General features: G+C 68.3%; 16 protein-coding genes and 2 tRNA genes. 14 read left to right on the forward strand and 4 right to left on the reverse strand.

Annotation, left to right across the window (positions count from 1 at the left end; translation table 11 throughout):
- The first annotated feature begins 1 nt into the window (after position 1).
- From pgsA to HV824_RS19385, 8 genes are all read left to right on the forward strand, one after another.
- Positions 2–691 carry a CDP-diacylglycerol--glycerol-3-phosphate 3-phosphatidyltransferase gene (gene pgsA, locus HV824_RS19350; protein ID WP_176408997.1) on the forward strand — a complete coding sequence of 230 codons (690 nt, stop codon included), beginning with the start codon at positions 2–4 and terminating at the stop codon, positions 689–691.
- An 81-nt stretch (positions 692–772) separates the two neighbouring features.
- A tRNA-Gly gene (locus HV824_RS19355) sits at positions 773–847 on the forward strand.
- Positions 848–898: 51 nt separating this feature from the next.
- Positions 899–973 (forward strand) — tRNA-Gly (locus HV824_RS19360).
- Positions 974–1,175: 202 nt separating this feature from the next.
- A complete protein-coding gene (locus tag HV824_RS19365; protein WP_176417503.1) occupies positions 1,176–1,958 on the forward strand; it encodes an ABC transporter permease in 783 nt (260 codons plus the stop codon).
- 8 nt (positions 1,959–1,966) lie between these two features.
- Positions 1,967–3,286 carry an ABC transporter ATP-binding protein gene (locus HV824_RS19370; protein ID WP_176417504.1) on the forward strand — a complete coding sequence of 440 codons (1,320 nt, stop codon included), beginning with the start codon at positions 1,967–1,969 and terminating at the stop codon, positions 3,284–3,286.
- A gap of 41 nt (positions 3,287–3,327) precedes the next feature.
- Positions 3,328–7,146 (forward strand): O-antigen biosynthesis protein RfbC, encoded by a 3,819-nt coding sequence (gene rfbC / locus HV824_RS19375; protein ID WP_176417505.1) that lies wholly within the window; start codon positions 3,328–3,330, stop codon positions 7,144–7,146.
- 77 nt (positions 7,147–7,223) lie between these two features.
- Entirely contained in the window at positions 7,224–9,278 is a 2,055-nt protein-coding gene (locus HV824_RS19380; protein ID WP_176423970.1) for a class I SAM-dependent methyltransferase, read from the forward strand.
- Positions 9,275–11,617, forward strand: a complete 2,343-nt coding sequence (locus HV824_RS19385) for a glycosyltransferase (protein WP_176423971.1) — start codon at positions 9,275–9,277, stop codon at positions 11,615–11,617. The genes HV824_RS19380 and HV824_RS19385 overlap by 4 nt, the downstream gene beginning before the upstream one ends.
- Here the strand turns inward: HV824_RS19385 and HV824_RS19390 are convergent.
- Positions 11,601–13,763 (reverse strand): hypothetical protein, encoded by a 2,163-nt coding sequence (locus tag HV824_RS19390; protein ID WP_255208176.1) that lies wholly within the window; start codon positions 13,761–13,763, stop codon positions 11,601–11,603. The genes HV824_RS19385 and HV824_RS19390 overlap by 17 nt on opposite strands.
- A gap of 178 nt (positions 13,764–13,941) precedes the next feature.
- Between HV824_RS19390 and HV824_RS19395 the strand changes: the two genes are divergently transcribed.
- Positions 13,942–15,135 (forward strand): DUF2304 family protein, encoded by a 1,194-nt coding sequence (locus HV824_RS19395; protein WP_217917543.1) that lies wholly within the window; start codon positions 13,942–13,944, stop codon positions 15,133–15,135.
- Positions 15,136–15,187: 52 nt separating this feature from the next.
- On the opposite strand, the gene HV824_RS19400 is transcribed toward HV824_RS19395, so the two are convergent.
- The 3 genes from HV824_RS19400 to HV824_RS19410 form a co-directional block, all read right to left on the reverse strand.
- On the reverse strand, positions 15,188–17,422 hold the full coding sequence (locus HV824_RS19400) for a glycosyltransferase (RefSeq protein WP_368738081.1): 2,235 nt from the start codon (positions 17,420–17,422) through the stop codon (positions 15,188–15,190).
- 133 nt (positions 17,423–17,555) lie between these two features.
- Positions 17,556–18,077: a hypothetical protein gene (locus HV824_RS19405; RefSeq protein WP_176417509.1), complete on the reverse strand. Its 522-nt coding sequence runs from the start codon at positions 18,075–18,077 to the stop codon at positions 17,556–17,558.
- On the reverse strand, positions 18,067–19,710 hold the full coding sequence (locus HV824_RS19410; protein WP_176417510.1) for a glycosyltransferase: 1,644 nt from the start codon (positions 19,708–19,710) through the stop codon (positions 18,067–18,069). Before HV824_RS19410 ends, HV824_RS19405 begins: the two co-directional genes overlap by 11 nt.
- Before the next feature lie 120 nt (positions 19,711–19,830).
- On the opposite strand from HV824_RS19410, the gene rfbB reads away from it, so the two are divergent.
- The 5 genes from rfbB to HV824_RS19435 all read left to right on the forward strand — a co-directional run.
- Positions 19,831–20,856 (forward strand): dTDP-glucose 4,6-dehydratase, encoded by a 1,026-nt coding sequence (rfbB, locus tag HV824_RS19415; RefSeq protein WP_176423973.1) that lies wholly within the window; start codon positions 19,831–19,833, stop codon positions 20,854–20,856.
- A gap of 3 nt (positions 20,857–20,859) precedes the next feature.
- The gene (locus HV824_RS19420) at positions 20,860–21,762 is read left to right on the forward strand and encodes an SDR family oxidoreductase (RefSeq protein WP_176423974.1); all 903 of its coding nucleotides are present in this window, start codon (positions 20,860–20,862) and stop codon (positions 21,760–21,762) included.
- A 15-nt stretch (positions 21,763–21,777) separates the two neighbouring features.
- The gene (gene rfbA, locus HV824_RS19425; protein ID WP_176423975.1) at positions 21,778–22,659 is read left to right on the forward strand and encodes a glucose-1-phosphate thymidylyltransferase RfbA; all 882 of its coding nucleotides are present in this window, start codon (positions 21,778–21,780) and stop codon (positions 22,657–22,659) included.
- The gene (gene rfbC, locus HV824_RS19430; protein WP_176417514.1) at positions 22,656–23,207 is read left to right on the forward strand and encodes a dTDP-4-dehydrorhamnose 3,5-epimerase; all 552 of its coding nucleotides are present in this window, start codon (positions 22,656–22,658) and stop codon (positions 23,205–23,207) included. Before rfbA ends, rfbC (HV824_RS19430) begins: the two co-directional genes overlap by 4 nt.
- Positions 23,208–23,288: 81 nt before the next feature.
- A partial coding sequence (locus HV824_RS19435; RefSeq protein WP_368738082.1) for an MFS transporter occupies positions 23,289–24,637 on the forward strand: 1,349 nt, incomplete at its 3' end.

A 24,637-nucleotide genomic window follows, 5' to 3' on the forward strand; every position in this document is an offset into this window, starting at 1 on the left:
CATGGCCACGGACCGAGCGGCACGGAAACAGCGGAAGCGAGAGGAGCGCGCCCGGAAGCGCGCGGCTCGCAAGCCCAGCGTGTTGGTGCAGGAGTTCTGGAACCTGCCCAACATGCTCACGTTGGGGCGCATCCTCATCATTCCGCTCTTCGTGTGGCTGACCTACGACGCGGACCCCCTCAACTCGCTGCTGGCGGGGCTCCTCTTCGCGGTGGCCGCCATCACCGACGTGGTGGACGGCTACCTGGCGCGGAAGTGGAACCTCATCACCGTGGTCGGCAAGTTCATGGATCCGCTGGCCGACAAGCTCATCGCCATGGCGGCCCTGGTGATGATGGTGCGGCTGGGGCGCATCGCCGCGTGGGTCGTCATCGTCCTGCTGGCGCGGGAGCTCATCGTCAGCGGGCTGCGCACCATCGCCGCCAGCGAGGGCATGGTCATCGCCGCGGGCCAGGAGGGGAAGTGGAAGACGTCCCTCCAACTGGTGGGCATCATCTCGCTCTGCGTCCACTACGTGCATCCCCTGGAGTTCGGCAGCTTCTCCGTGCCGGTGGACTACAACCTGGTGGGCCAGGTGCTCGTCTACCTGTCGGGGGCCTTCTCGGTGTGGAGCGCGGTGGTCTATTTCCGGGCATTCCTGGCCATGCTGGCGAAGCGTGGGGGGGAGCCTGACGCCGCGAAAAGTGTTTGACGGGTCCGGAAGGGCTCTGTATACCCCACCTCACTTTCGGCCCGGCGGTCACACGGCGGTGACGAAAGCGCGGCACCTGATGCGGGAATAGCTCAGCGGTAGAGCATCGCCTTGCCAAGGCGAGGGTCGAGGGTTCAAATCCCTTTTCCCGCTCCAAAATCGGGCCCTCTGGGAAGCCAGAGGGCCTTTTAGTTTGCAGGGTCTGACGCGGGAATAGCTCAGCGGTAGAGCATCGCCTTGCCAAGGCGAGGGTCGAGGGTTCAAATCCCTTTTCCCGCTCCAAATTGAGGCCCTCTGGGAAACCAGGGGGCCTTTTGTTTTTCCGGTGCCCTGGTGGCTCAGGCGCTGGAGCCAGGGCCGGACATTCGCTCGGTGGGTGGCTTGCTCTTCATGTGAGCAGCCGTCCCAGGGCGCCAGCGGGGTAGGGCCGGGGGCGCCGGGCGTCCTCGCAACGGCAAGTGTCCCTGCTATAGAAGGCCCTCTCATGATTCGGCTCGTCCGTGAATTGTATCAGTACCGGGGCTTGCTCTTCAGCCTCGTCCAGCGGGAACTGAAGGCGCGCTATCGCGGCTCGTTCCTCGGCTTCCTGTGGACGTTCCTGAATCCGACGCTCCACATGCTGGTGTACGTGCTGCTGTTCACCGTGGTGATGCGGCAGAACATCCCGAACTTCCCGTTCTTCATGTTCGTGGGGTTGTTGCCGTGGATCTGGTTCTCCACGTCGGTCGGCGGCGGGGCCAGCGCCATCAGCGACCGGCGGGACTTGCTGACCAAGGTCCGCTTCCCGGCCCAGGTGCTGCCCACGTCGGTGGTGGTGACGAACCTCTGCAACTTCGTCTTGTCGCTTCCGCTGATGGTGGGGCTGGGCATGGCCTACGGACAGTGGCCGACCTGGCACGTGGTGTTGTTCCCGGTGGTGGTGCTCATCCAGCTCACCTTCACCCTGGCGCTGACCTTCATCCTGGCCGCCATCAACGTGACGTTCCGGGACCTGCAGCACATCGTCAGCAACCTGCTGACGCTGTGGTTCTTCGCCACGCCCGTGCTGTATCCGCTCTCCACCATCCAGGATGAGGGCGCCCGCTCGTTGATGCGGGCGCTCAATCCCATGGTCAGTCTGATGACGTCGTACCAGGCCATCTTCTACGAGCACCGGCTGCCGGACGCAGGGCCGTTGATGGCGCTGGCGGCCATCTCCGTGGTGCTGCTGTGGGGCGCCTCGTCCATCTTCGAAGCCCGCCGCGAAGAGTTCGCGGAGTCCATCTGAGCGTCGGTATGACTGAATCCATGGACGCCATCATCCTGAAGGACGTCGTGAAGAGCTTCCGGAAGCGGACCATCCGGGGCGAGTACACGACCTTCAAGTCCGAGCTGCTTCGCTGGTTGCGCGGCAAGCGCCAGTCGCGTGATGCGAGCCTCATCACCGCGCTGCGCGGCATCAACCTCACCATTCCCAAGGGGAAGACGGTGGGCATCATCGGGCGGAACGGCTCGGGGAAGAGCACGCTGCTCAAGCTCATCACCGGCATCTACACGCCCACCGCTGGCGACCTGCAAATCAACGGTCGCATCTCCGCCTTGCTGGACCTGGGCGCCGGTTTCCATCCGGACTTCTCTGGCCGGGAGAACATCCTCATCAACGGCATCATCCTGGGCATGACGCGCGCCGAAGTCCGGGCCCGGATGGATGAAATCATCGCCTTCAGCGAGCTGGGCGAGTTCATCGACGAGCCGGTGCGCACCTACTCCAGCGGCATGTACATGCGCCTGGCGTTCGCGGTGGCCACGCACGTGGACCCGGACATCCTCATCATCGACGAAATCCTCGCCGTGGGCGACGAGCACTTCAGCAAGAAGAGCCTGGCGAAGATGATGGACTTCAAGCGGCAGGGGAAGACCATCGTCCTGGTGACGCATGAGCTGGGCACCGTGGAGCGTTGGTGTGACCTGGCTGCGTGGATTGATGGCGGCTATGTCCGCCGCGTGGGCAAGCCCTCGGAGGTCACCGCCGAGTACCGTGAGGCCATCTCCCTGGCGGAGGCGCAGTCCGCCGCGTTCACGCCTCCGGCGCTCACGGAGGGCGGCGGTGCGCTGCCACAGGTACCGGTCGCGACGCTTCCCTCCGAAGGACCTGTCCGTATCCACCGGGTGCGGTTGTTGGACGCTCGGGGCGAGTCCCTGGAAGTCCTGTCTCCGGAGCAGGGACTGGAGGTCCGTGCGGATTTCTCCGTGGAAGGGCCGTGCGAGGACGAGGACGTGGACTTCCACGTGCGGCTGCAGGCCGCGGACGGACGTACCCTGTATGAGACGAGCACCCGCCGGGAGGCGGTGGTGCTCTCTCGGATGCCGACCCAGGGGGTGCTTCGCTTCGTGGTCGAGCGCCTGGGTGCGCTGGGGGGCGACTACTCGCTGGTGGTGTCGGCTCGGTCCTCGAAGGGTGAGTCGTCCGGGCGCTGTGCGTTCCGGGTGGTTTCGACGACCGAGGACGAAGGGGTGTTTCGTCCTCCTCACCGGTGGTTGGTGGAGCCGGGGACCGAGTCCCAGGCGGGCGTCCCGTTCGAGCCAGGCACGTCTCCGCGTGTGGAGGTGGGATGAGGGTTCAGGAGCGCGCCGGTACCCAGGGGGAGGGGTGAGTCATGTGGCAGAAGTGGGCTGATGTGACGCGGGGGCACGTGGCGGCGCCGGGGCCGGGGGAATTCGCTCAGATGGTGGCTGTCCTCCGGAAGGTGCTGGAGGAGCGTCAGCCGTGCGCGCCCGAGCAGTGCGACGAGCGCAGCGCCCTGGAAGGCGCGCTGCGCCTGGCGACGGAGCACCTCCACCGCGCGCTCCCCGATGGCGGCCAGGGCCTGTCCTCGCTCCAGGAGGCCGCGAGGCTGGCGGACCCGGCTGCGTTCTCCATCCCGGCGTCGCATCGGGCGCGTGGGGGGAAGCTGGTGACGTCCGCCAAGCGTGCCTTCGTCAACGGGCTGGAGCCCTTCCACATCGAGATGCTTCGGCCCCAGGCGAACTTCAACCGCGCGCTTGTGCGGGTGCTGGAGTACCTGACGGTGCACCGGGCCCTGGGCTTGCGTGATGACGTGTCCTCCTGGGCCGTCGCTCAACTGGAGCCGCTGGCGGTGCCCACCCGGTGGGCAGTGGGGTCGCATCGCGGGCGCGTGGCGGGAGCGCTGGTGGGCTTCGCCAAGCGGGGCTACCTCTACACGTTGGGGCCCGTGCTGGAGGCCGTGCTCCAGGGGCAGGCCCGGTGGAACCTGGCCATGGTGGAGGCCGTCCGCGCGGCGGCGGGTGCGCAGGCTCCAGGAGAAGCCGAGGCCCGCGGCCATGTGGCGGACGTCGAAGCGCTGCGCGAGCCGCTGGCGGGCCGGACCCTTCCCGGCGCCCTCCGTGTCACCCAACCGCTGTGGGGCGAGGTGCTTCGGCGCCAGTCCCGCTTCAATGCGGAGTCGGTGCTCGCGCTCGCCAACCTCCTGGGCACGCGGACGGCGCCGCCGCCGCCGCCGTCGCTGGCGGACTACCCCGCCTGGTGCGCGGCGCGGGAGCCGGCGCGTGTCACCGCGGCGCATGAGGCCGTCGCGCGGCTGGCTCGGCGACCGCTCATCTCACTCATCACGCCGGTCCACGACGCCTCGGAAGCCTTCCTTCGTGAGTGCCTCGCCTCGGTGGCCGCGCAAGTGTACGCCGACTGGGAGTGGCTCCTGGTCGATGACGCCAGCACCGCGCCGCGCCTGGTGCGCATCCTTCGGGAAGCGGCGGCGCGGGAGCCTCGCATTCGCGTCCTCACCGCGTCGTCCCATGGGGACATGTCCCGAGCCACCAACGAGGGGCTCGCGGCGTGCCGTGGTGACTTCGTGGGGTTCCTGGGCGCCGAGGACACGCTCTCTCCGCATGCCCTGGCCGAGGTGGCGCTGGCGTTCCTGGCGCGGCCCGAGCTTGCGCTCCTCTACACGGACGAGGACGTTTTGGACGCGCAGGGCCACCGCGCCGCGCCCTTCTTCAAGCCGGACTGGTCGCCCGACCTGTTGCGCTCCGTGGATTACGTCCGTCACTTCCTGGTGGTCCGTCGCGAGACGCTGGCGCAGGTGGGCGGCGTGCGAGAGGGCTTCGATGGCGCTCAGGGCCATGACCTGATGCTGCGGCTGAGCGAGGCCACCTCGTCCATTGGCCACGTCACGGAACCGCTGTACCACGCGCGTGTGGGGTCGGCGGCTTCGGGCAACCAGGGCGCTGGGCTGGACGCGGCCACGAAGGCGGGCGTGCGGGCACTGTCAGAGCACCTGGCTCGTCGGGGGGAGTCGGCGGAAGTGACGAACCCGGCGCCCAGGCAGTACCGGGTCCGCTATCCGGTGCGGGGCACGCCGAAGGTCTCCATCATCGTCCCTTTCAAGGACCGCCCGGACCTGCTGCGCACGCTGGTGGACAGCCTCCTGGCGCGCACCCGCTATCCACACTTCGAGGTGCTGCTCGTCTCCAACAACAGCACCCGGCCAGAGACGTTCGCGCTGCTGGAGCAATGGGTGGACCCGCGGCTGGTGAAGCTGACGTGGAATCACCCCTTCAACTACCCGGCCATCAACAACTGGGCCGCGAAGCAGTCCTCCGGGGAGCTGCTGCTCTTCCTCAACAACGACATGGAGGTGGTGGACCCCTCCTGGCTGGATGAGCTGGTCTCCCAGGCCCAGCGGCCCGAGGTAGGCGCGGTGGGGTGCAAGCTGCTCTTCCCCGAAGGCACCGTGCAACATGCGGGCGTCGTGGTGGGGATGACGGGCTTCGCGGGGCATCCTTTCTGGCGGCTGCCGGAGGGGCCCATCTCCACGCCTTTCGGGCACACCGAGTGGACGCGGAACTGGCTGTCCGTCACCAGTGCGTGCGTCATCCTCCGCCGCGAGGTCTTCGAGTCGCTGGGGGGCTTCGACGAGCGTTTCCAGGTGTGCGGCAGCGACGTGGAGCTGGGCCTGCGGCTGAATGCGAAGGGCCTCCGCGTGGTGTGCACGGCGCACACGCGGCTCATTCATCATGAGTCGGCCAGCCGGCGCGCGGACGCCATCCCCGAAGCGGACTACTGGCTGTCTTATGCCGCTTACCGACCGTGGCTGGGGCCGAAGGGCGACCCCTACTACAACCCTCACCTCACGTTGACGGCCACCGACTGCGGCCTCCGCCGACATCCGGAGGATGGCGAGCAGCTGGCGGTTCGGACGCTGGGGCGCGACGTTCCGAGCGCGCGGGATGTCCAGGGTGAGCAGCGGGCGCGAGCGCAGCGGCACCTCATCGAGCACCTGGACGCCTGGGACTACACGCCCGAACAGGCCCAGGCCTCGCGCGAGTCCGCGCCGGGGGCGCTGGCGGCGCTGCGCGCCAAGGGGCGTGTGGAGACGGCGACCTGGTTCGTTCCCGCCTTCGGCCATGTCTACGCGGGCATCCACACCATCTTCCGCTTCGCGGACCTGATGCAGCGCCGCCACGGCGTGCGCAGCGACTTCGTCATCTACGACCAGCCGAACGTGAGGCCAGGGGACATCGAGGCGCGTGTCGCGGCCATCTGCCCGGCCGCGGCGGGCGCCGTGCGGGTGTTGCAACGGCCCGAGGACGTGGCGTCCTTGCCCGCATGCGATCTGGCGCTGGCCACCGCGTGGACCTCCGCCTATCGCGTGCTGCACCACCCGCGCGCCGGCGTTCGCGGCTACTTCGTCCAGGACTATGAGCCGCTGTTCCACGCGGCGGGCACCCCCTCCGCGCTGGCAGAACAGACGTATGGCCTGGGCTTCTACGGCATCTTCAACACGCCCGGACTCCACGAGCACGTCGTGGGCCTGCACGGGATGGAGGGCGCCTGGTTCGAGCCCGCGGTGGATGGGGCTGTGTTTCATCCGCGCCGGCCCCCGCGCCAGGGGCCTGTGCGCGTGTTCTTCTATGGACGCCCGGGCAACGAGCGCAATGGCTTCGAGCTGGGGCTGGCCGCGTTGGCGCAGCTCAAGCGCGAGCTGGGCCCCGCCGTCGAGGTGCTCGCGGCGGGCGCGGAGTGGGACCCCGAGGCCTACGGCGTCCGGGGGCTTGTCACCAACTTGGGAATGTTGCCGGCGGAACGGACGGGGGCGCTCTACCGCGAGTGTGATGTCGGGGTGTGTTTCATGTTCACCCGGCATCCGTCGTATCTGCCGCTGGAGCTGATGGCTTGCGGTGTCACTGTCGTCACGAACGACAATCCCACCAATCGGTGGTTGCTGACGCATGGTGACAACTGTCTGCTTGCCGAGCCGACCCCGAGTGGCGTACTGGCCCGGCTTCGCGACGCGGTCTCGGACGGCGCGCTCCGGGCCCGGCTCGGCGCGAAGGCCGCGGAGCGGGTCAGCCAGACGACATGGGAGGCCGAGGTAGACCGGGTCATGAAGGGCTTGCTGAACACAGGGGCGCACCCAGCGGCGACGCGGGACGACCGGGCTTCAGCTTCATCCTAGGAACACGCCAGCTGAACACAGGGGCACTGGCGGTTGAACATTGGCCCTGGGGGGCCGCGGCAGAAGGAATCTCCACCATGCGGGATGACACCCAACTTCAAATCGCGTCGTCGCCGGAGCCGAGCGCGTCGCGGCAGCCGCAGGCGGAAGAAGCGGCGAGCAGCCAGTATTGGAAGGCCACGAGCGGCTACACCTACCGGGAGATGATCCGCACGCGTCAGGAGGCGGGAAACCCCGGGTATGGCCAACAAGAGGCGCTGCTCACGAAGCTGATGCAGGCCGAGCAACGCGCCCTGGGGAGGCCGCTGGACGTCCTGGAGTTTGGTTGCGGCTTCGGGCGGCATGCCTCCTATCTGGCGTCGCTCGAAGGCGTTCGCTACCACGGCTACGACTTCTCCGAGGCGATGATGGAGCCCCTGCGGCAAGCGCCGCCCGTGGGGTTGGAGACGCTGGACACGCGGCTCTTCAGTGGGCCGGATGCCCTGGAGGCAGTGGGGGACAGGACGTTCGACGTGGTGTTCACCGTGTCCGTCCTCATCCACAACCCGCCGGAGCGTCTGCCTGGCCTGATGGAATCGCTAGGCAAGCTCGTGCGTCCCGGCGGATTGTTGTGCCTGGTCGAAAACCAGCTTGTGCCCTTCGGCATCTGGGAGAACGCCTGGCACCAGGGCTGCTGGCTGCACCCCTACGCGGAGCTGACTCCCGCTGGCTGGGACATGCACCACGGCGGTGGCCTCCTGGCCACGCATGACGTCTACGTCTTCAAGCGCAACGCGTCCCAAGGCCGCCGCTTCTTCCAGCTCCAGTCCGTCGAGCACGCACGGGACGAGCGCCGGGAGGTGACGTTGGAGTCGCTGAGCGTCCAGTCCCTGCCGCGGCTGCGGGCGTGGACGGAGCACGCGGGCGAGGCGCTCCGGGCCGGGGACGGACTCACGGGGATGCGGGCCTCCGAGCTGACGGAGCGCCTGACGGTCGAGCTGAAGCGCTCGGAGCGGCGGCAGCGCTTGTTGTCGCTTTCGGATGAGCTGGTCCGCCTTCGCGCAGCGTCGGTGGAGCCTGCGCGGGCGCCGGTCGACGCGCCCGCGCCGCGTTATGGGCATGACGCCGTAGCGGAGGCCGTCGTTGTCGATGCCCCGCTGGATACGACGTGGGCGCACGTGGACCCGCGGCTCTCCCGCGTGGTGCATCTCTTCCACCAGGAGTGGTACGGCATCCGCGCTGCGTCTGGCTATGCGCCGGGACACAAGATTGGCATTACCGCGAATCGCGCGTTGACCGCGGCGGACCACCAGCACATCGCCGAAACGTGTGAGCGGCTGGGCGCGCGGTCCATCATCTTCCAGGGGTTTTCGCCCAATGCCCTGGAAGTCATGCACATGCTTCGTCGCGTGTTCGGCAGCACGCTCAAGCTGTGCTGTGTGTGGCACGGCTCCACGGCTCAGTTCCACTTCGACTTCGAACTGGAGACCTTCAGCCGCTTGTTGGCGCTCCGGGAGCAGGGGCTTCTTGATTCCGTGGCGTGCGTCAAGCCAGAGATGCACTTGATGTCGCCGCTGCTCTTCCAGAAGGTCCTGCTCAACCTTCCTCCTCGGGTCGCGCCGGCGGACCAACGTCACCGCGCTCCGCCAACGCGGGCCGCCTTCGTTCCCACGCCCAACAACTGGTGGAAGAACTTCTACTCCAACGTCTTCGTCGCCGCGTCACTGCCGGGGATGGAGCGCGTCTTCGTCACCAGTCCCTTCACGGCCCGTCCGGAGCTGCCCCTCAAGGCCTCCGTCATCAACGTGGGGCCGTTGAACCGTTCGGAGCTGTTCAACCTCATCCGGGAGACGGACGTCGTCCTCAACGTGACGCTCGCCGAGTGCCAGCCGATGACCGCCCTGGAGGGGCTGACTCACGGTGTGGCGTGCCTGACAGGGCCGCTGACCCTGGGGTCACTGGATGAACACCCCTTTCAGCGATTGGTTCAGGTCGCGGGCACCGGCTCGCTCGGACAGATTCGCTCGGCGCTGGAGCGGGTCGTCGGCCTCCGGGAGCGTTCGCCGGAGGAGTACGCGCAGATGCTGGAGGACTACACCCAGATGCTCTGCGCCCAAGCGATCAACCACTATCTTGAGTTCGCACAGCCATGAGCCTGACCCGCGTCTGCCTCGTCACCGATGAGCTCTACCCATTCACCGCAGGGGGCATTGGCCGCGTCGCGCACAACCTCATCATGGACTCGCAGCGCCACGGCGCGAACGTGGAGTTCCATGTCCTGTTCCCGCCCACCGTTTCCGTGCAGACGGCCCAGGTGGAGCTCTTCTTCGGGGGGCGGGTGAAGGCGCATCTGTGCGACTTCCGCGAACCGCAACAGACCGCCGCGGATGCGCATGGCCTCTATCCGCCCACGGAAGCCTTCCGGGATTCACGTTGGCACGGCGAGTCGTTGGAGGTGATGCGTTACCTGAAGGCGCGCGAAGCGGAGGGCCTGCGCTTCGACGTCATCGAGTTCGCGGACTTTCGCGGCTGGGCCTTCGCCGCGCTGCAGGAGAAGCACCTGGGGCTGGCTTTCGCGCAGACCACCCTCTCGGTGCGGCTGCACTCGAGCTACGGCACCATCATGCACCACGAGCCCAACACGCTCGAGGTCGAGAACCTGGGGCGGTTCGAGCTCGAGCGGAAGTCCTTGCTCGATGCGGACCTCGTGGTGGGGCATCTTCCCTGCATCGCCGAGTTCAACCGGCGCTTCTACGGCTTCGATGAAGCGTGGATGCGCAAGGTGCGGGTGGAGTTTCCCCCGGTGGTCATGGAGTCTCCGGCGGCGCCGTCCCGGCAGGTCGACGTTCCCGCGACCCAGCGCAACCTGGTGTTCGTCACCAAGATTCAGCACTTCAAGCAGCCGGATGTCTTCGTCCGGGGCGCCGTGCTGTTGATGCGCACGTGGCCGGAGTACCAGGGCAAGGCCATCCTGGCGTGCCATGCCTTCGACCCGGAGTTCCTCGCCGAGGTCCAGGCGCTCATCCCTTCGGACCTGACGGACCGCTTCGTCTTCATCAAGCCAGGTCCTGACCGGGAAGCCCACATGCGCGCGGGGGTGGTGGTCATCACCTCCAGCTATGAGTCACTGAATCTCACGGCCTACGAGGCTTCCGTCGCGGGCACCCGGCTGGTGCTCAACTCGGCCTGTCTGGCCTTCGGTGACGACAGCCCCTTCGTCGACGGGGTCCACTGCCACAAGTATGACGGCAGCCTGGAGGCGCTGGTGGTGGCCATGCGCAAGGCGCTGGAAGGGCAGGAGTTGGCCCCCGTCCGCTGGACGGTGGACCGTCCCTACTGGGAGCGCCACGCGCCGGAGACGCCGCCCACGCGGGCCCCGCAGGCTCCGCTGGTCAGCGTGGTCATCATCAATCATGACCAGGGCCTCTTCCTGCCCATCGCGCTGCAAGGTGTCGCCGCCAGCACGTACCCGGAGGTGGAAGTCGTCATCGTGGATGATGGGTCCACGAGCGCCTTCGACATGCAGGTCCTGCAGCGCCTGGAGCGGTCCGCGGCTGAAGGGGAGGGGCTTCGTGTCGTTCGCTCCCCGGTCCACCGTGGCTTCGCGGGGGCTCGCAACCTGGGTGTCCGCGCCGCGCGCGGGGCGTATGTCGTGTTCCTGGAGTCGGACGACAGCCTGTCCCCGGACTTCATCCAGCACGCCGTCGCCGCGCTGGAAACGCGACAGGCGTACGCGGGCGTGGTCCCCACCGGGGGCCGCTTCCACTCCAGCGAAGAGCTGGCCAACCGCCAGTTCAAGGGGTTCATGACGTACCTGGGGGACTGTCCGACGTACGCGCTGGCCGCGAACCAGGTCTCCGCGCCCACGGCGCTGCTGCGCCGCACCGTCCTGGAGCAGCACGCCTTCAATGAAACCCTGTCCGGCTACGCGGACTGGGATTTCTTCCTGCGGCTCGCGCAGGGGGGACACCGCTTCCTGGTGACGAACCAGGTCCACTTCTTCTCGCGGCGGGGGCAGGACATCACTCCGTCCGCGTCCCAGAAACGCCAGCACTTCCGCTGGCTGGTGCGGCTCTTCGAAGGCGTGCCCGCGCCACTGCACCCGTCGACGCGGCTCTTCGCCCTGCTCGCGCACTCCCGCGAGGCCATGGTCGACCCCCATGGCGCGCTTGACACGCAGGAGCGTCGGCCGTCCTCCGCGGCGTCCGCGGCCCTGGAGTCCGCCCATGTACTGGTCGAGGCCGTCCGGCCGCTGCGCTATGACGTCGTGGATTTGATGAACGCGGCCTTGAAGCGCCTGCCCCTCGTGCACCCCTTGCTCAAGCAGGCCGTCGCGGGCAAACCCGCTCCCGCCAGCGGAGCGCCGGGGAGCGGGAGCCCCGTGGAGACGCCTCCGCTTCGCTACGTGCTCGTGGACCGCGCGAACACGCTCTTCAAGCGGATGCCCGTCATTCACCGCGCGATTCGAAGCACCGTCAACCGGCTGACCTGAGCGTTGACGTGTCGTGCGAGCTGGAAGGCGCGCGTCGCGGTGCTTCAGCCGAGGGCGCCGCATTCAGTCGCATCCCCGCGAGCCACGCGGGAACGAACATCAGGGCCACGAGGAACACGGGGTACTGGTAGCGCACGTCGGGTGACGGGATGAGCGCGGCGAGCGCCGCCGTATGCAAGATGACGGGGAGCGCCACGGTGGCAAGCCGCCAGGTTCGGTGGCGGATGCATGCCACCGCGCACGCGAGCAGCAGCAGGTAGAGCGGCAGCGCGGGGCGCCAGAGCAGCCAGGCCAGGTCTGGCCGAAGCGTCCGGACGGTCCACCGGAGCAGGGGCTCACGGAGGGCTGGAAGGTGTGAGGTGGTCCGAAGGTGCCGCTCCTCGGGCTCGATGGTGCCCAGCGCCCCGTCGGGCCCCATCCAGATGGGAGGGCCATTGAGGTGGTCCGAGCCTTGCGAGAGCTTCCAGAGCACCGAGCTGCTGCACAGCACGTGTGAGAGCACCGGCGCTGCGTCTCGTTGAGTCAGGCGGACGAGGAGCGGAAGCAACGCCTCGTTGTGCCGCATCAGCGCGTCCATGTCGAAGCGCCCATCCCAGATGGTGAACACGTTGCTGAAACAGCGGTAGTTCCACTTGTCATCAAGCGGGTGGAGCTCCTCGAGGAGGGCGCGTTCACCGGGCTCCAGAGGTGTTCCCGCCGCCACGTGGGCGCCCAGGAAGCCGACCAGCGTCATCCCCTTGGCGAAGGGCTTGATGGTGTACGTCTGGCTCAGCACCCAGCGGGTCCCCGAGGCGACGACGAACGTGGCCACGAGCGCGAGCGCCACCGCTTTGTAGCGCTCCCTCCGGAGGAGCCCCAGCGCCAGGAAGGTTCCGACCACCGCGGGCAGACCGTTGTGACGGAACAACATGGCCATGGCGCCCAGCACCACCATGCTCACCCAGAACGGCACGTCCCAGCGCGTGCTGGTGTCGGTGGCGGAGCGGAAGACCCAGATACACAGCGCGAGGATGCAGAGGCTGAACGGGACGTCCTTCCAGAGGGTGACGGCCATCGTCCCATTCACGGGTGCCAGCGCGAACGCCGTCGCGGTGAGCGCGATGATGCCTCGGGAGACTCCTGCCCGCGAGAGCGCCGCGCAGCCCCAGCCCACCAGCGCCCCCAGGCCGGCAATCTGCGCGAGCGCCACCATCGCGGGTGATTCCCAGAGCTTCTGGAGGAATCGGATGGAGGCGGTGTGGAACAGCGGATGCGCATCATCCATGTACCCGGAAAGGGCGTCACGCCATTGTGCCGTCGAGTCGGGACTCAGCATCCCCGGGTAGACGGTCAGCAGCCAGATGCCAGCCACCACCACGGTAGGAATGGGCGTCAGCAGCCCCACCCATCGCCGTGACAGAGGCGTGGTGGAGGGAGGCGGACGGCTCGTGAGCCAGAGCCCCGTCATGAGCAGGAGCGTGCCGAGGACCAGCGCGTGGGCCGCCAACGTGACAGTGATTCGGAGACTGGCGCTGGCCGTCAAGGTGCTGTCGGGAGGATGGAGGACCAGGTCCTGGCGCGCGTCTGTCCCGGGCGGCGAATAGAGGTCGAGCCGCTCGGTTCGACCGTTCACCGTGTACTCCACGATGCCGGAGAACGCGTGCGCCAACACTTGGAGGACCCTGGGCTCGGGACCTCCGCCTTCCCAATGCAGGCGCGCCGGCTGATCGAGGTACGAAACCCAGGCGCTTCCAGCTCGGTGTTCCCAGCCCCCCTCGGGACGCCAGCCCGCGGGAGGCAGTGGGTTCCCGTTGGCGTCGAGCAGGCCGAGGACCCACACCTCGCTGCCCTGAGAACCGGGGTTCCGCTCGCCCGTGGCCTGGACCGTCACGGACAGCGGCTCCGCGGGCAGGATGACGTGAAGAGGGGTGGCCACCATCAGGAGCACGGCGACCAGGAAGACGACTCCCAGCCAGGTCCGTTGCTGAGCGGCCGAGTAGGGCGCCATCAGACTGCGCAGCCACGGAAGGAGAAAGCGGTACAGCACCGCGCCCAAAGCCAGGCACCCGAGGACGAGCAGGAGGCGGGAGCCCAGGGACTGAAAGGGGGGCGCCCATGCCCCCAGCGTCAATACCCCCGCGGTACTGAGCGCGAGCAGCATGCTCATCGCGGCGCAAGGCCAGCGCCGTGGGGCGGAGCGTACGTCAGGAACTGGCACCTGTGCTTCAGGGGATTGCATTGATGGCGTGAGTACCGTACGGAGGGGGGGGCAATGCAAACCGGAGAAGTGTGAGTGCTTCTCTGTGTGTTCGAACGGTCAGGCCATTGCTGTGGGGGACTCCGGAATGTCGCTGCCATTCATTACCGTGGTGGTGGGCTTCTTCTTCGTGGTCATTTCCCAGTTCGGCTCGCGGCTCGCGGCACGCCATTCCGTGACGTGGTTCATTGCCAGTGGCTTCGTGCTCGTGGCGGCCATCCGTCCGGATGGGTTGGTGCCCGTGGCTCGATTGCTGGGGATCAGCCTGGTCAGCAACATGGTCCTGGCTGGGCTCACCATGTTCCTGTTCGTTCAGATGCTGGCGCACTACGCGGAGAGCACGCGCGTGCAGCGGCAACTGGGGCAGGTCGTGTCATCGCTTGCCGCCCAGACGTTTCCCGACGCGCCAGCGGCCCCCGAGAGTGGTCGTCCTCGCGTGCTGGTGGTCCTCCCTTGCTTCAATGAATCGGAGAGCCTTCCAGCGCTCCTGCCGCGTCTCATGGCGCTGACTCGCGCCACGCCGGACTGGGAGCTGGATTTCTGTATCGTCAATGATGGGTCGGTGGACGGTACGGCCGGGGTTCTTCGGCGGCTGGCACCACGAAACCACGTCACGCACCACACCAACATCGGCGTGTCCGGGGCGCTGCGGACAGGGTTCCTCCTGGCCCAGCGGTTGGAGGTCAGCTGCGTCGTGCAGTGTGACTCCGACGGACAACATCCGATTGAGTCCATCCCTGACCTGGTCCGCTCTGCGTGGGACAAGCAGACCGATCTGCTCATTGGCTCGCGTTTCTGCGATGTCGCGGCGAGCGGGACGGACACGCTGGCCAGCACGACGCCCCTTCGCTGGGTGGGAGGGCGCGTCGTGAACGTGCTGCTGGGGATGTTTGGCCAGAGGGCACGGGTGACAGACCCGACGTCGGGCTTCAGGGTGTACTCGCCTCGGGCCGTGGCCACCTTGCTGCGCCTCATGCCAGATGAGTATCCGGAGCCAGAGTCGATCGCGCTCGTCGCGCTCGCCGGGCTCCGAATCGGAGAGGTCGCGGTCGCGATGCGCCCACGCACCACGGGGACCTCGAGTCTGACGGGGCTCAACGGGCTCCAGTTCATGACGAAGGTGGCGTCCGCCCTGTGCGGGTTGCGGCTGCGCTCGTTGCTTCGCAAGGAGCCGCGCGCGCTCGCGCCGCATTCGGAACACGTCGCGAGCCCTGTGGTGTCGTTCGTCCCACGCGAGCCCGTTTCACGTCCGCCGGCGGAGCAGGATCGGCTGGGCGGGTAGCGAGGGGATGACGTGGTCCGGGCCTGCTTCGTCACGTGGCGCGGCCAGCGTTTCAATTGCGGCGTCTGAAGAACCGCTCCATGACCTGATGGCGCAGTGGGCGGGAAGCGTCGTCGGCACCCGCGACCCAGACCGCGGCGCGGCGCAAGGTGGCATGGGCGAAGTCGAACCGCTTGATCGTGGCGTTCACCGTGTCGGCGAAGCGATTCAGGAGCGGTGGGGACGCCGTGCCTGTGGCGCGCAGGTGGAGTTCCTGCCTCTGGGCGCGCCCGAGCTGCATCCGAAGTGTTCGCTCCGGGTGGAGCGGCAGCGTGGGGTGCTTCTGGCACAGGTAGGCCATCTGCGCGTAGCGGTCATGGACGCGCATGCTGCGGGTCATCGAGTCGGGACGCAGCCGGTAGTGGAAGAGCGGCTCCGGGATGACGGAGCCCACGAGCCCGCGCTCGGCCAGGGAGCAGAAGACGTCCCAGTCTTCGTAGGCCGTGAGCCATTCGTCGTAGCCGCCGACTTCTTCGATGCGCTGTCGCTCCATCAGCGCGGTGCAGGTGGAGGCCACGTTCTCCGCGAGGAGCGCGTCACGCTCTGTACCCCAGGGAATCCAACCGCCCACTGGCTGGTCCGGCGTCTCGACGAAGTAGGAGACGAGCGACGTGACGTAGGCCAGCCCAGGTGTGCTGTCCATCACCGCGACGGCTTTCTCCAGGAAGGTGGGCTGGATGAGGTCGTCGGGATCCAGCGGAAGGACATACCGGCCCCGTGCTGCGCGCAGACCGACGTTCCTGGCTGAGCTGAGTCCTCCGTTGGGCTTGCGGAGGATGTGGAGGTCGGGCGCATGGAGCGTCTCCAGTACGTCTCGACTCTCCGAGTCAGTGGAGCCGTCATCCACTAGGACGATTTCGTAGTCCGTGAACGTCTGGGCTCGAATGGACCGCAACGTCTCCGGCAGGTAGCGCCCCATGTTGTAGTAGGGAACGAGGATGGATACGTACGGCGTGGCCGGGTTCTTCTGCCTGGGCGCGGCGGCGCTGATGGGGCCCACGTGACGGTGGCTCCTCGCGCCCTCCACTGCTGCTTCGAACTGGCGGACGATGCTGGTAGGGGCGCAGCAGGCCGCGATACGGGCGGGCGCTGTCTGCCAGACGGCTTCGTGTAGCGCTGGTGTGGACAGGGCTCGAGCGAGCGCGCGGGCGAGCTGCGCAGCATCGTCGCTCCGGAACAGCAAGCCGTTATGGCCGTCCTCGATGAGCTCGGCCATGCCTCCGGCATCGCTGCCCACCACGAGCGCTCCTGCAGCCATCGCTTCCATGCACACAAGGGAGAAGTGCTCCCAGCGAGAGGGGATGCAGCACACCGTTGCTTCGGCGAGTGCCAAGGCGCGGTCTGCTCCCTCTCGCGGAGGTGTGAAGTGGAACCTGTCCCGCCAGACAGGCGCGATGCGCTGCTCCAACCAGTGTCGGAGGGAGCGGCCGAACGGGCCGGTGCGCGTGTCATCTCCGATGAGCCGGACCTCCGCGGTGACTCCTTGCTCGAAGAGTGCCTGCATGGCTTCGACGAGAAGGTGCACGCCTTTTCGGTACTCCAGGTCTCCGAAGTAGAGCACCTGGGGCAGTCCTTCGCGGGAACGAGGGGCTGCGAGGGGCTCCCGAACTGCCGCGAGCGGAGGTGGAATCACGACGCCGGTGCGCTTGAGCGCCAGCCTGGTGCGGACGCGCTCCAGGGCTGCGCCAGAGGGAGACAGCACGAGGTCCGCCTCCCGGATGGACGTGTCCTCCATGTGTTCGCGCTGGGCGGTGTCCATGTCGAGCGTGGCCACCCTGTTGAGCAGCAGTCGGTCGTGGGTGGAGTCGTGCAAGCGCACCGCGAGGACCGCTGGCTCGAAGTGCCCCAGCGTCCGCCGGGCGCGCATCGCGAAGTAGCCTTCGCCTGCGTCGTCGGGGAACTCGATGACGTCGAAGGGATGCCGCGCGTGGAGTTCCAGCAGGCTTCGGTACGCCGACCACGCATGGCGAAGCGGTGCGTGTGGAAACGCGCCCTTGAAGTCCACCTCTCGCTCATCCACGGCGTGCAGGTGCACGCCGGGAAGGTGGGACACGGCGCGCTGCCAGTCGGCATGCGCAGCCGTCAAGACATGAACCTCATGGCCTGCCGCTGCAAGCGCCCGGCTCATGGTTGCCACGTAGGTCGCGATGTCGCCTCTGTCGAAAGGGGCGAGTTCTTTGGAGACGAGGCAGATGCGCAAGGACCGGACCTTGGACAGAGGAAAGCGTCGAACAGGTGGGGAATACACCCGAACGGCCGCTCGCCTCAACGCCGCCCCAGCGCCGCATGCTCATCGCACGTCGAGGACCGCGGCGGTCGCGCAGCCACCCGCAGGACGCGGAGTCACGGGGATGACGTGCCGAGGTCTCGAGCCCCGGTCGTCACCGGCCTCGCTTGCGTGTGCGCTTGGAGGACGCGGCGGGCGGGGACGCCTGCTGCTCGGCAGCGATGGCTTCGGTGCGAGTGCCCGTGGCTTCGAGCTTCGCCAGCCTGCGCTCCAGTTCCTTGCGCCAGGCGGCCTGGGCCCGCGCCTGTTCGCGCTGCACATCGTGCAGGGTCGCCAGCGCGTCGAGGATGGACTCGTTGAACTCCACCTGCTTGCGCAGCACCTCGTTGATGAAGGGCTGGAACGTGAGGCGGAAGGCGCGCTTGGCCAGGACGAGCGCGGTCCCCGTGAGGCCTCCCCGGTGGGAGGTCGCCGGCTCCACGTAGCGGCTGTCCATCTTCCCTCGCGCCTCCTGGAGCAGCGCGGGCCAGGGCGTGGGCGTAGGGGGGCGTGCCGCCGCCTCCAGCGTCTGGCGAAGTGCCTCCTGGGTTTCATCGGAGGGCGCGGGAAGTTGCTGCGTTTCGCGCGCCACGGCCTCGGCTGTGGGGCTGCGCGTGATGAGGTCTTCAGTTCGCACGTGAGATGACTCCCGTCGACGCCAGCGTCGTGAACAGTGCCTGCAGTGCCGTCTCGACGTGAGCCGGCTCCTCCTCCACCACCAACCTGTCACCCAGCTGCTCCCGGACGGATGCGAGCAGGGCTGGCTGGCTGGAAGGTGCACAGACGCCCCAGGCTCGAGCCGAGACATGGGGCAGCAGCGTCTGCGCTGACACGGTGTCCGCGCCCAGCAGCACCACGGGCGCGCTCGAAGCCCGCACCGCCGTCTCCAGCGCGGACGACCCCGGCAGGGCCGCCTCGGCGTTTGAGCCAACGGGTTGGTCCGGCGTGAAGTGCGTCACCTCGACACCTTCGACGCTGATGGGCTCCGGCGCCAGGGACGCGGCTTCACCCCAAGGCCGCAGGGCCAGCACCCGAGCCCCTGGCAGGCGCTCCGCCAACCGGCGGGCCAGACGTGAGGCTGGCTCCTCGGGCCGTACCGTGAAGCCTGGGCAGACGAGGTCCACCGTAGTGGCAGTGGTGATGGCCACCGGGCGCCGCGGAGCCGTGCCGGAGCAGAGGCCTTCGAAGGCCACGCGGACCTGTTCGGCCACGGCCTCCTGCGACAGCTCGGCGATGCGCTCACGCTGCGCGGTAATCACCTGCGCGCGCAGCTCTGCGTTGCGGTCCAGCACGGCGAGCAGCTTCGCGACCTCGCGCGGCTCGTCCGTGCACGTGGCGAGCCCCGCGCCGCCCATCGTCTCCGGCACGGCGGCGGCGCCGTAGGCCACCACGGGCACGCCCCGGTACATGGCCTCCAGCAGCGGCACGCCGAAGCCCTCGTGCCGGCTCATGGAGAGGTATGCGGACGCCGTGGCGAAGCAGGCGGAGAGCTGCGCGGCGCTGACGCGTCCCAGGAAGCGGACCTGCTCGGCGCCCAGCACGTCCTTCAGTCCATGCAGGTAGGCGCCATAGGCCCCATCCCGGTGAAGGGCGCCCGCGATGACGAGCCGGCTGCGGGGCTGGTAGAGCCGCTGGTACGCGGTGAAGACGCGCAGCACGTCATCCACCTTCTTGCTGGGCACCGCGCGGCCCACGAAGAGGATGTTGGTCATGCCGTCGTCCAGCTCGGCCTGGAGCGCCGGGTCCGGCGCCGTGTCGAACGCCGCCCAGTCGATGGCGAAGGGCAGCACCGCGACGTTCGGGTAGCCGGCGGCCACCAGCTCCTCGGCGCTGAAGCGCGAGTAGGCGAAGGCCGCATCGACGTGAGGCCGAAGCGCCAGCAGCTCGGCTCGCGCGGCGTCACACGCGGCGGCCACCTTGCGCTCGAAGCCCGCGAACAGCCGCGCGGGCGTCACGTTGTGGTAGACGAGCACCTTGCGGCCGGGGCTCTTCGCGATGCGAGGCACCAGCCGCGATTCGAAGCTGTGATGCACCAGCAGGACGGCATCGCGATCCGCTTCCCGCGTGTAGTTACGCACCGGGCGGACCTGGTCCTTGCAGGCGTCGTCCCAGGACTCGGCGTAGATTTCGGAGGCATGTCCCCAGCGGCGCAGCAGGCCCTGGAGATAGCGCACCTGATTGCCCACGGCGTCGCCCCAGGCGAGCCGGGGGAGCACCTGGTGGATGGCGGGAAGCCCAATCCGACGGGGAGGGGTGCGTGGTGTGCTCACGACCGGCTCCCTTACCGCCGTGCAGGGCCGCCCACAAGCCTTGCCTCCCTCTCGCCTTGACGGTCGTGGACCCCTTCGATACGCAGGCGCTCGCTCCGAGCGCACGAGGTCCACGGGACAATGAACGTACTGGTGACAGGCGGCTGTGGCTTCATCGGGTCCAACCTCGTGAAGTACCTGCGCCGCGAGCGGCCTGCCTGGACGGTGGTCAACCTCGACAAGCTCACGTACGCCGGCAACCTCGAGAACCTGTCCGAACTGGAGGGCGACCCCCAGCACGTCTTCATCCGGGGCGATATCGGCAACCGCGAGCTGGTGGAGCACCTGCTGTCCGTGCACGCCATCGACGCGGTGATGCACCTGGCGGCCGAGAGCCACGTCGACCGCTCCATCCTCGGGCCGGAGGTGTTCGTCACCACCAACGTGCTGGGCACCCAGCAGCTCCTGGAGGCCAGCCGCGCCCGGGGCGTGAAGCGCTTCCTCATGGTGTCCACCGACGAGGTCTACGGCTCGCTGGGGCCCACGGGCGCCTTCACCGAGTCCTCGCCGTTGCAGCCCTCCAGCCCGTACTCGGCCAGCAAGACGAGCTCCGACCTGGTGGCGCTCGCGTATCACCACACGTTCAACCTGGACGTCGTCGTCACGCGCTGCTCGAACAACTACGGCCGCTACCAGTTCCCGGAGAAGCTGATTCCGTTGATGGTGGTGAACGCGCTGCACGACAAGCCGCTGCCCGTGTACGGCGACGGCGGCAACGTGCGCGACTGGCTCCACGTGGAGGACCACTGCCAGGCGCTGCTGTTGGCGCTGGAGCAGGGCCGGGCCGGCGAGGTCTACAACATCGGCGGCGGGGCGGAGCGCCGGAACATCGACATCGTGAAGGCGATTCTGGGCCTCGTGGGCAAGCCGGAGTCGCTCATCCAGTACGTGAAGGACCGGCCGGGGCATGACCGGCGCTACGCCATTGACCCGTCGAAGATTCGCGCGGAGCTGGGCTGGACGCCCGCGCACACCTTCGAGCAAGGCCTGGCGGACACCGTGCGCTGGTTCGTCGACCACCCGGCGTGGTGGCAGCGCGTCACCAGCGGTGCCTATCGCCAGTACTTCGAAACCCAGTACCGCACGCGCCTGCAGGGGAGGGCCTGAGCCATGCGCTTCCTCGTCACGGGGTCCAACGGATTGGTGGGCAGCCGCGTGTGTTCCTTGCTCCAGCAGGGCGGGCACCCGGTGGTGGGGCTGGGCCGCGGCGCCCGGCGCACCGGTGGGGCGTATGGCTATGTGAGCGTGGACCTCACGCGCGAGGCGGACGTCGCCGCCGCCGTGGAGACCGCCGCTCCCGAGGTGGTCATCCACTGCGCCTCCATGACGGAGGTGGATGCCTGCGAGAAGGACCCGGAGGCCGCGTACGCGGGGAACGCCGCCGCCGCCGCCGCCGTGGCGCGGAGCGCTCGCAAGGCCGGTGCGCACCTGGTGCACGTGTCCACCGACTACGTCTTCGACGGCGAGGCCGGGCCCTATGGCGAGGACGCGGTGCCCAATCCTCGCGGCGTGTACTCGGTGACGAAGCACATGGGCGAGCAGGCCGCGCGGGTGCTCGCGCCCGGCTGCGCCATTGCTCGCACCGCCGTGGTGTACGGCTGGCCTCCGGTGGAGGGGCGGCTCAACTTCGGCGCATGGCTGGTGACGGCGCTGGAGAAGGGGCAGCAGGTGCGCCTCTTCGAGGACCAGCTCGTGTCACCCAGCTTCGCGGACAACGTGGCCGCCATGCTGGTGGAGCTGGGGACGCGGCGGCTGGGTGGCGTGTGGAACACTTGCGGCGGAACGGTCATCGACAGGGTGGGCTTTGGCCGCGCGCTGTGCGAGGTGTTCGGGTTCGATGCAGGGCTCATCGTCCCCACTCGCATGGCGGAGCTGAAGCTCGCCAGCCCCCGCCCGCTGAAGAGTGGTCTGCGCACAGACAAGGTCCGTGCCGAACTTTCCGTTCCTCCCTTGGCGCTCGCGGAGTCCTTGTCGCGCTTCCACGCGACCTGGCTCGCGGCTCGGGGACACTGACGTGCCGAGGTGGACATGAAGGGCATCATCCTCGCCGGTGGCTCGGGGACGCGGCTGTACCCACTGACGCGCGTGGTCAGCAAGCAGCTGCTGCCCGTGCACGACAAGCCGATGATCTACTACCCGCTGAGCACGCTGATGCTCGCGGGCATCCGGGACGTGCTGGTCATCTCCACGCCGCAGGACCTACCGCGCTTTCAAGAGCTGCTGGGCAGCGGCGAGCAGTGGGGCATGCGCTTCAGCTACGCGGAGCAGCCCAGGCCGGAGGGGCTGGCCCAGGCGTTCGTCATCGGCCGGGACTTCGTGGGCGGTGACTGCGTGTCGTTGGTGCTGGGCGACAACATCTTCTACGGCCATGGGCTGAGCGAGCTCGTGAAGCGCGCGGCGTCGCGCACATCGGGCGCGACGGTGTTCGGGTACTACGTGAAGGACCCGGAGCGCTACGGCGTGGTGGAGCTGGACGCCGGGAACCGCGCGGTGAGCCTGGAGGAGAAGCCGCTGAGGCCGAAGTCGAACTACGCCGTCACCGGGCTGTACTTCTACGACAACCAGGTGCTGGACATCGCCGCGGGCCTCAAGCCTAGCAAGCGGGGCGAGTTGGAGATTACCGACGTCAACGCGGAGTACCTGCGACGCGGCCAGCTCGACGTGGAGCTCATGGGGCGCGGCTACGCGTGGCTGGACACCGGCACGCACGAGTCGCTGATGCAGGCGTCGAACTTCATCGAAATCATCGAGCGCCGCCAGGGCCTCAAGGTGGCGTGCCCGGAGGAGATTGCGTTCCGCATGGGGTACATCGGCGCGCAGCAGCTGCTGACGCTGGCCGAGCCCATGCTCAAGAACGACTACGGCCAGTACCTGCGGGCGCTCGCGGAGAACCGGGGAGCCGTTTCATGAAGGTGACGCCGCTGGAGCTTCCGGACGTGCTGCTGCTGGAGCCCAAGGTCTTCGGTGATGACCGCGGCTTCTTCATGGAGATGTTCCACGCGGCGCGGTTCGCGGCCGTGGGCATCCCTGGGCCCTTCGTGCAGGACAACTACTCGCGCTCGGCGAAGGGGACGCTGCGGGGCCTGCACTTCCAGGAGCCACAGGCTCAGGGGAAGCTGGTGCAGGTGCTGGCGGGCGCCGTGTACGACGTCGCGGTGGACGTGCGGCGCGGCTCGCCCACCTTCGGGCAGTGGGTGGCGGTGGAGCTGTCCGCGGACAACCGCCGTCAGCTCTGGATTCCGCCGGGTTTTGCCCACGGCTTCTGTGTGGTGAGTGACTCCGCGGACTTCCACTACAAGTGCACCGCGCTCTACGCGCCGGAGACTGAGCGGAGCGTCGCGTGGGATGACCCAGACCTGGCGATTGCCTGGCCGGTGAGCGAGCCGCTGCTTTCGCCCAAGGACGCCCGGGCCCCGAGACTGCGCGACGCGCCGTTGCTTCCGGAGTACGTGGGCTGAACGGTGCCTGAGCATCCGGTCCCCAGTAGCGCCGGCGCAGGTGGAGATGCTCCCCGAGGCTCGCGCCTGGCCTCGATGGCGGTGGCCAGCGCGCTGTTCATGGAGTTCGTCGACTCCACCGCGCTGTCCACCGCGTTGCCCCGGCTGTCGCAAGCGTTCGACACCGACCCCATCCACCTGAAGCTGGCTCTTACGTCCTACATCCTGGCGCTGGCGGTGCTCGCGCCCGCGAGCGGCTGGGTGGCGGACCGCTTCGGACCCCGTCGCGTCTTCATGTTCGCGATGAGCGTGTTCCTGCTGGGCTCGGTGCTCTGCGGGTTCTCCCAGTCGCTGACCCAGTTGGTCATCTTCCGCACCCTCCAGGGGCTGGGCGGCGCGCTGATGACGCCCGTGGGGCGCATCATCGTGGTGAGCTCGGCGCCGCGAGAGCGCCTGGTGGCCGCCTTGAGCTGGTTCACGATGCCCGCGCTGCTGGGTCCGCTGGTGGGGCCACCGCTGGCGGGCCTCATCCTGGGCGTCGCGGACTGGCCGTGGATTTTCTTCATCAACGTGCCCGTGGGCATCCTGGGCATGCTCGCGGTGGCGCGCTTCGTTCCCCCACTGCGCCAGCCGGACCCGGGGCCCTTCGACACGCGCGGCTTCGTGCTCGCGGCCGTCGCCATCACCACGCTGATTGGCTCGGCGGAGACGGTGGGCATCGGGCTGATGCCGCCGCCGGTGCAGCTGGGGCTCGCGGTGGTCGCGCTCTCGTCGCTGGGGGCCTTCGTGTGGCACGCGCTGCGCGTGGAGCGGCCCGTGCTGAACCTCCGGCTGCTGCGCATCGACACCTTCCGGGCCAGCATGATTGGCGGAACCCTGACGCGCATGGGCCTGGGGGCGTCTCCCTTCCTGCTGCCGCTGCTGCTCCAGGTCGGACTGGGCTGGACACCCGTCGAGGCGGGGTTGGTGATGATTGGCAGCGGAGTGGGCGCGCTCAGCTGCAAGTCGGTGGCGCCCTCCATCATCCGGCGCTTCGGCTTCCGGCAGACGCTCATCTTCGCCAACCTGGCGTCCGCCGTCCTGACCTCGCTGCCGGCCTTCTTCCGGGGCAGCACGCCGATTCCGCTCATCGTTGGCGTGCTCGTCGTCAGCGGGTTCATGCGCTCGTTGCAGTTCACCGCGACCAACACCGTGGCGTACGCGGACATCCCCCCGGACACGGTGAGCAGCGCGTCCACGGTGTCCGTGGTGACGATGCAGATGGCGCTGGGGCTGGGCATCAGCTTCGGCGGGTTGATGCTGCACCTGGCGCGCGGCGCTGACGAGGCGCCGTTGACGCCAGACCGCTTCGTGCTGCCGTTCATCGCCGTGGGCGTCGTCTCGTCGCTGGCGGGTCCGCTCTACCGCCGGCTGTCGCCCAACGCGGGGGCGCACATCGGGGGCCGCAGGGT

It is taken from the genome of Myxococcus sp. AM009 (assembly GCF_013372605.1).
Lineage (GTDB): Bacteria > Myxococcota > Myxococcia > Myxococcales > Myxococcaceae > Myxococcus > Myxococcus vastator.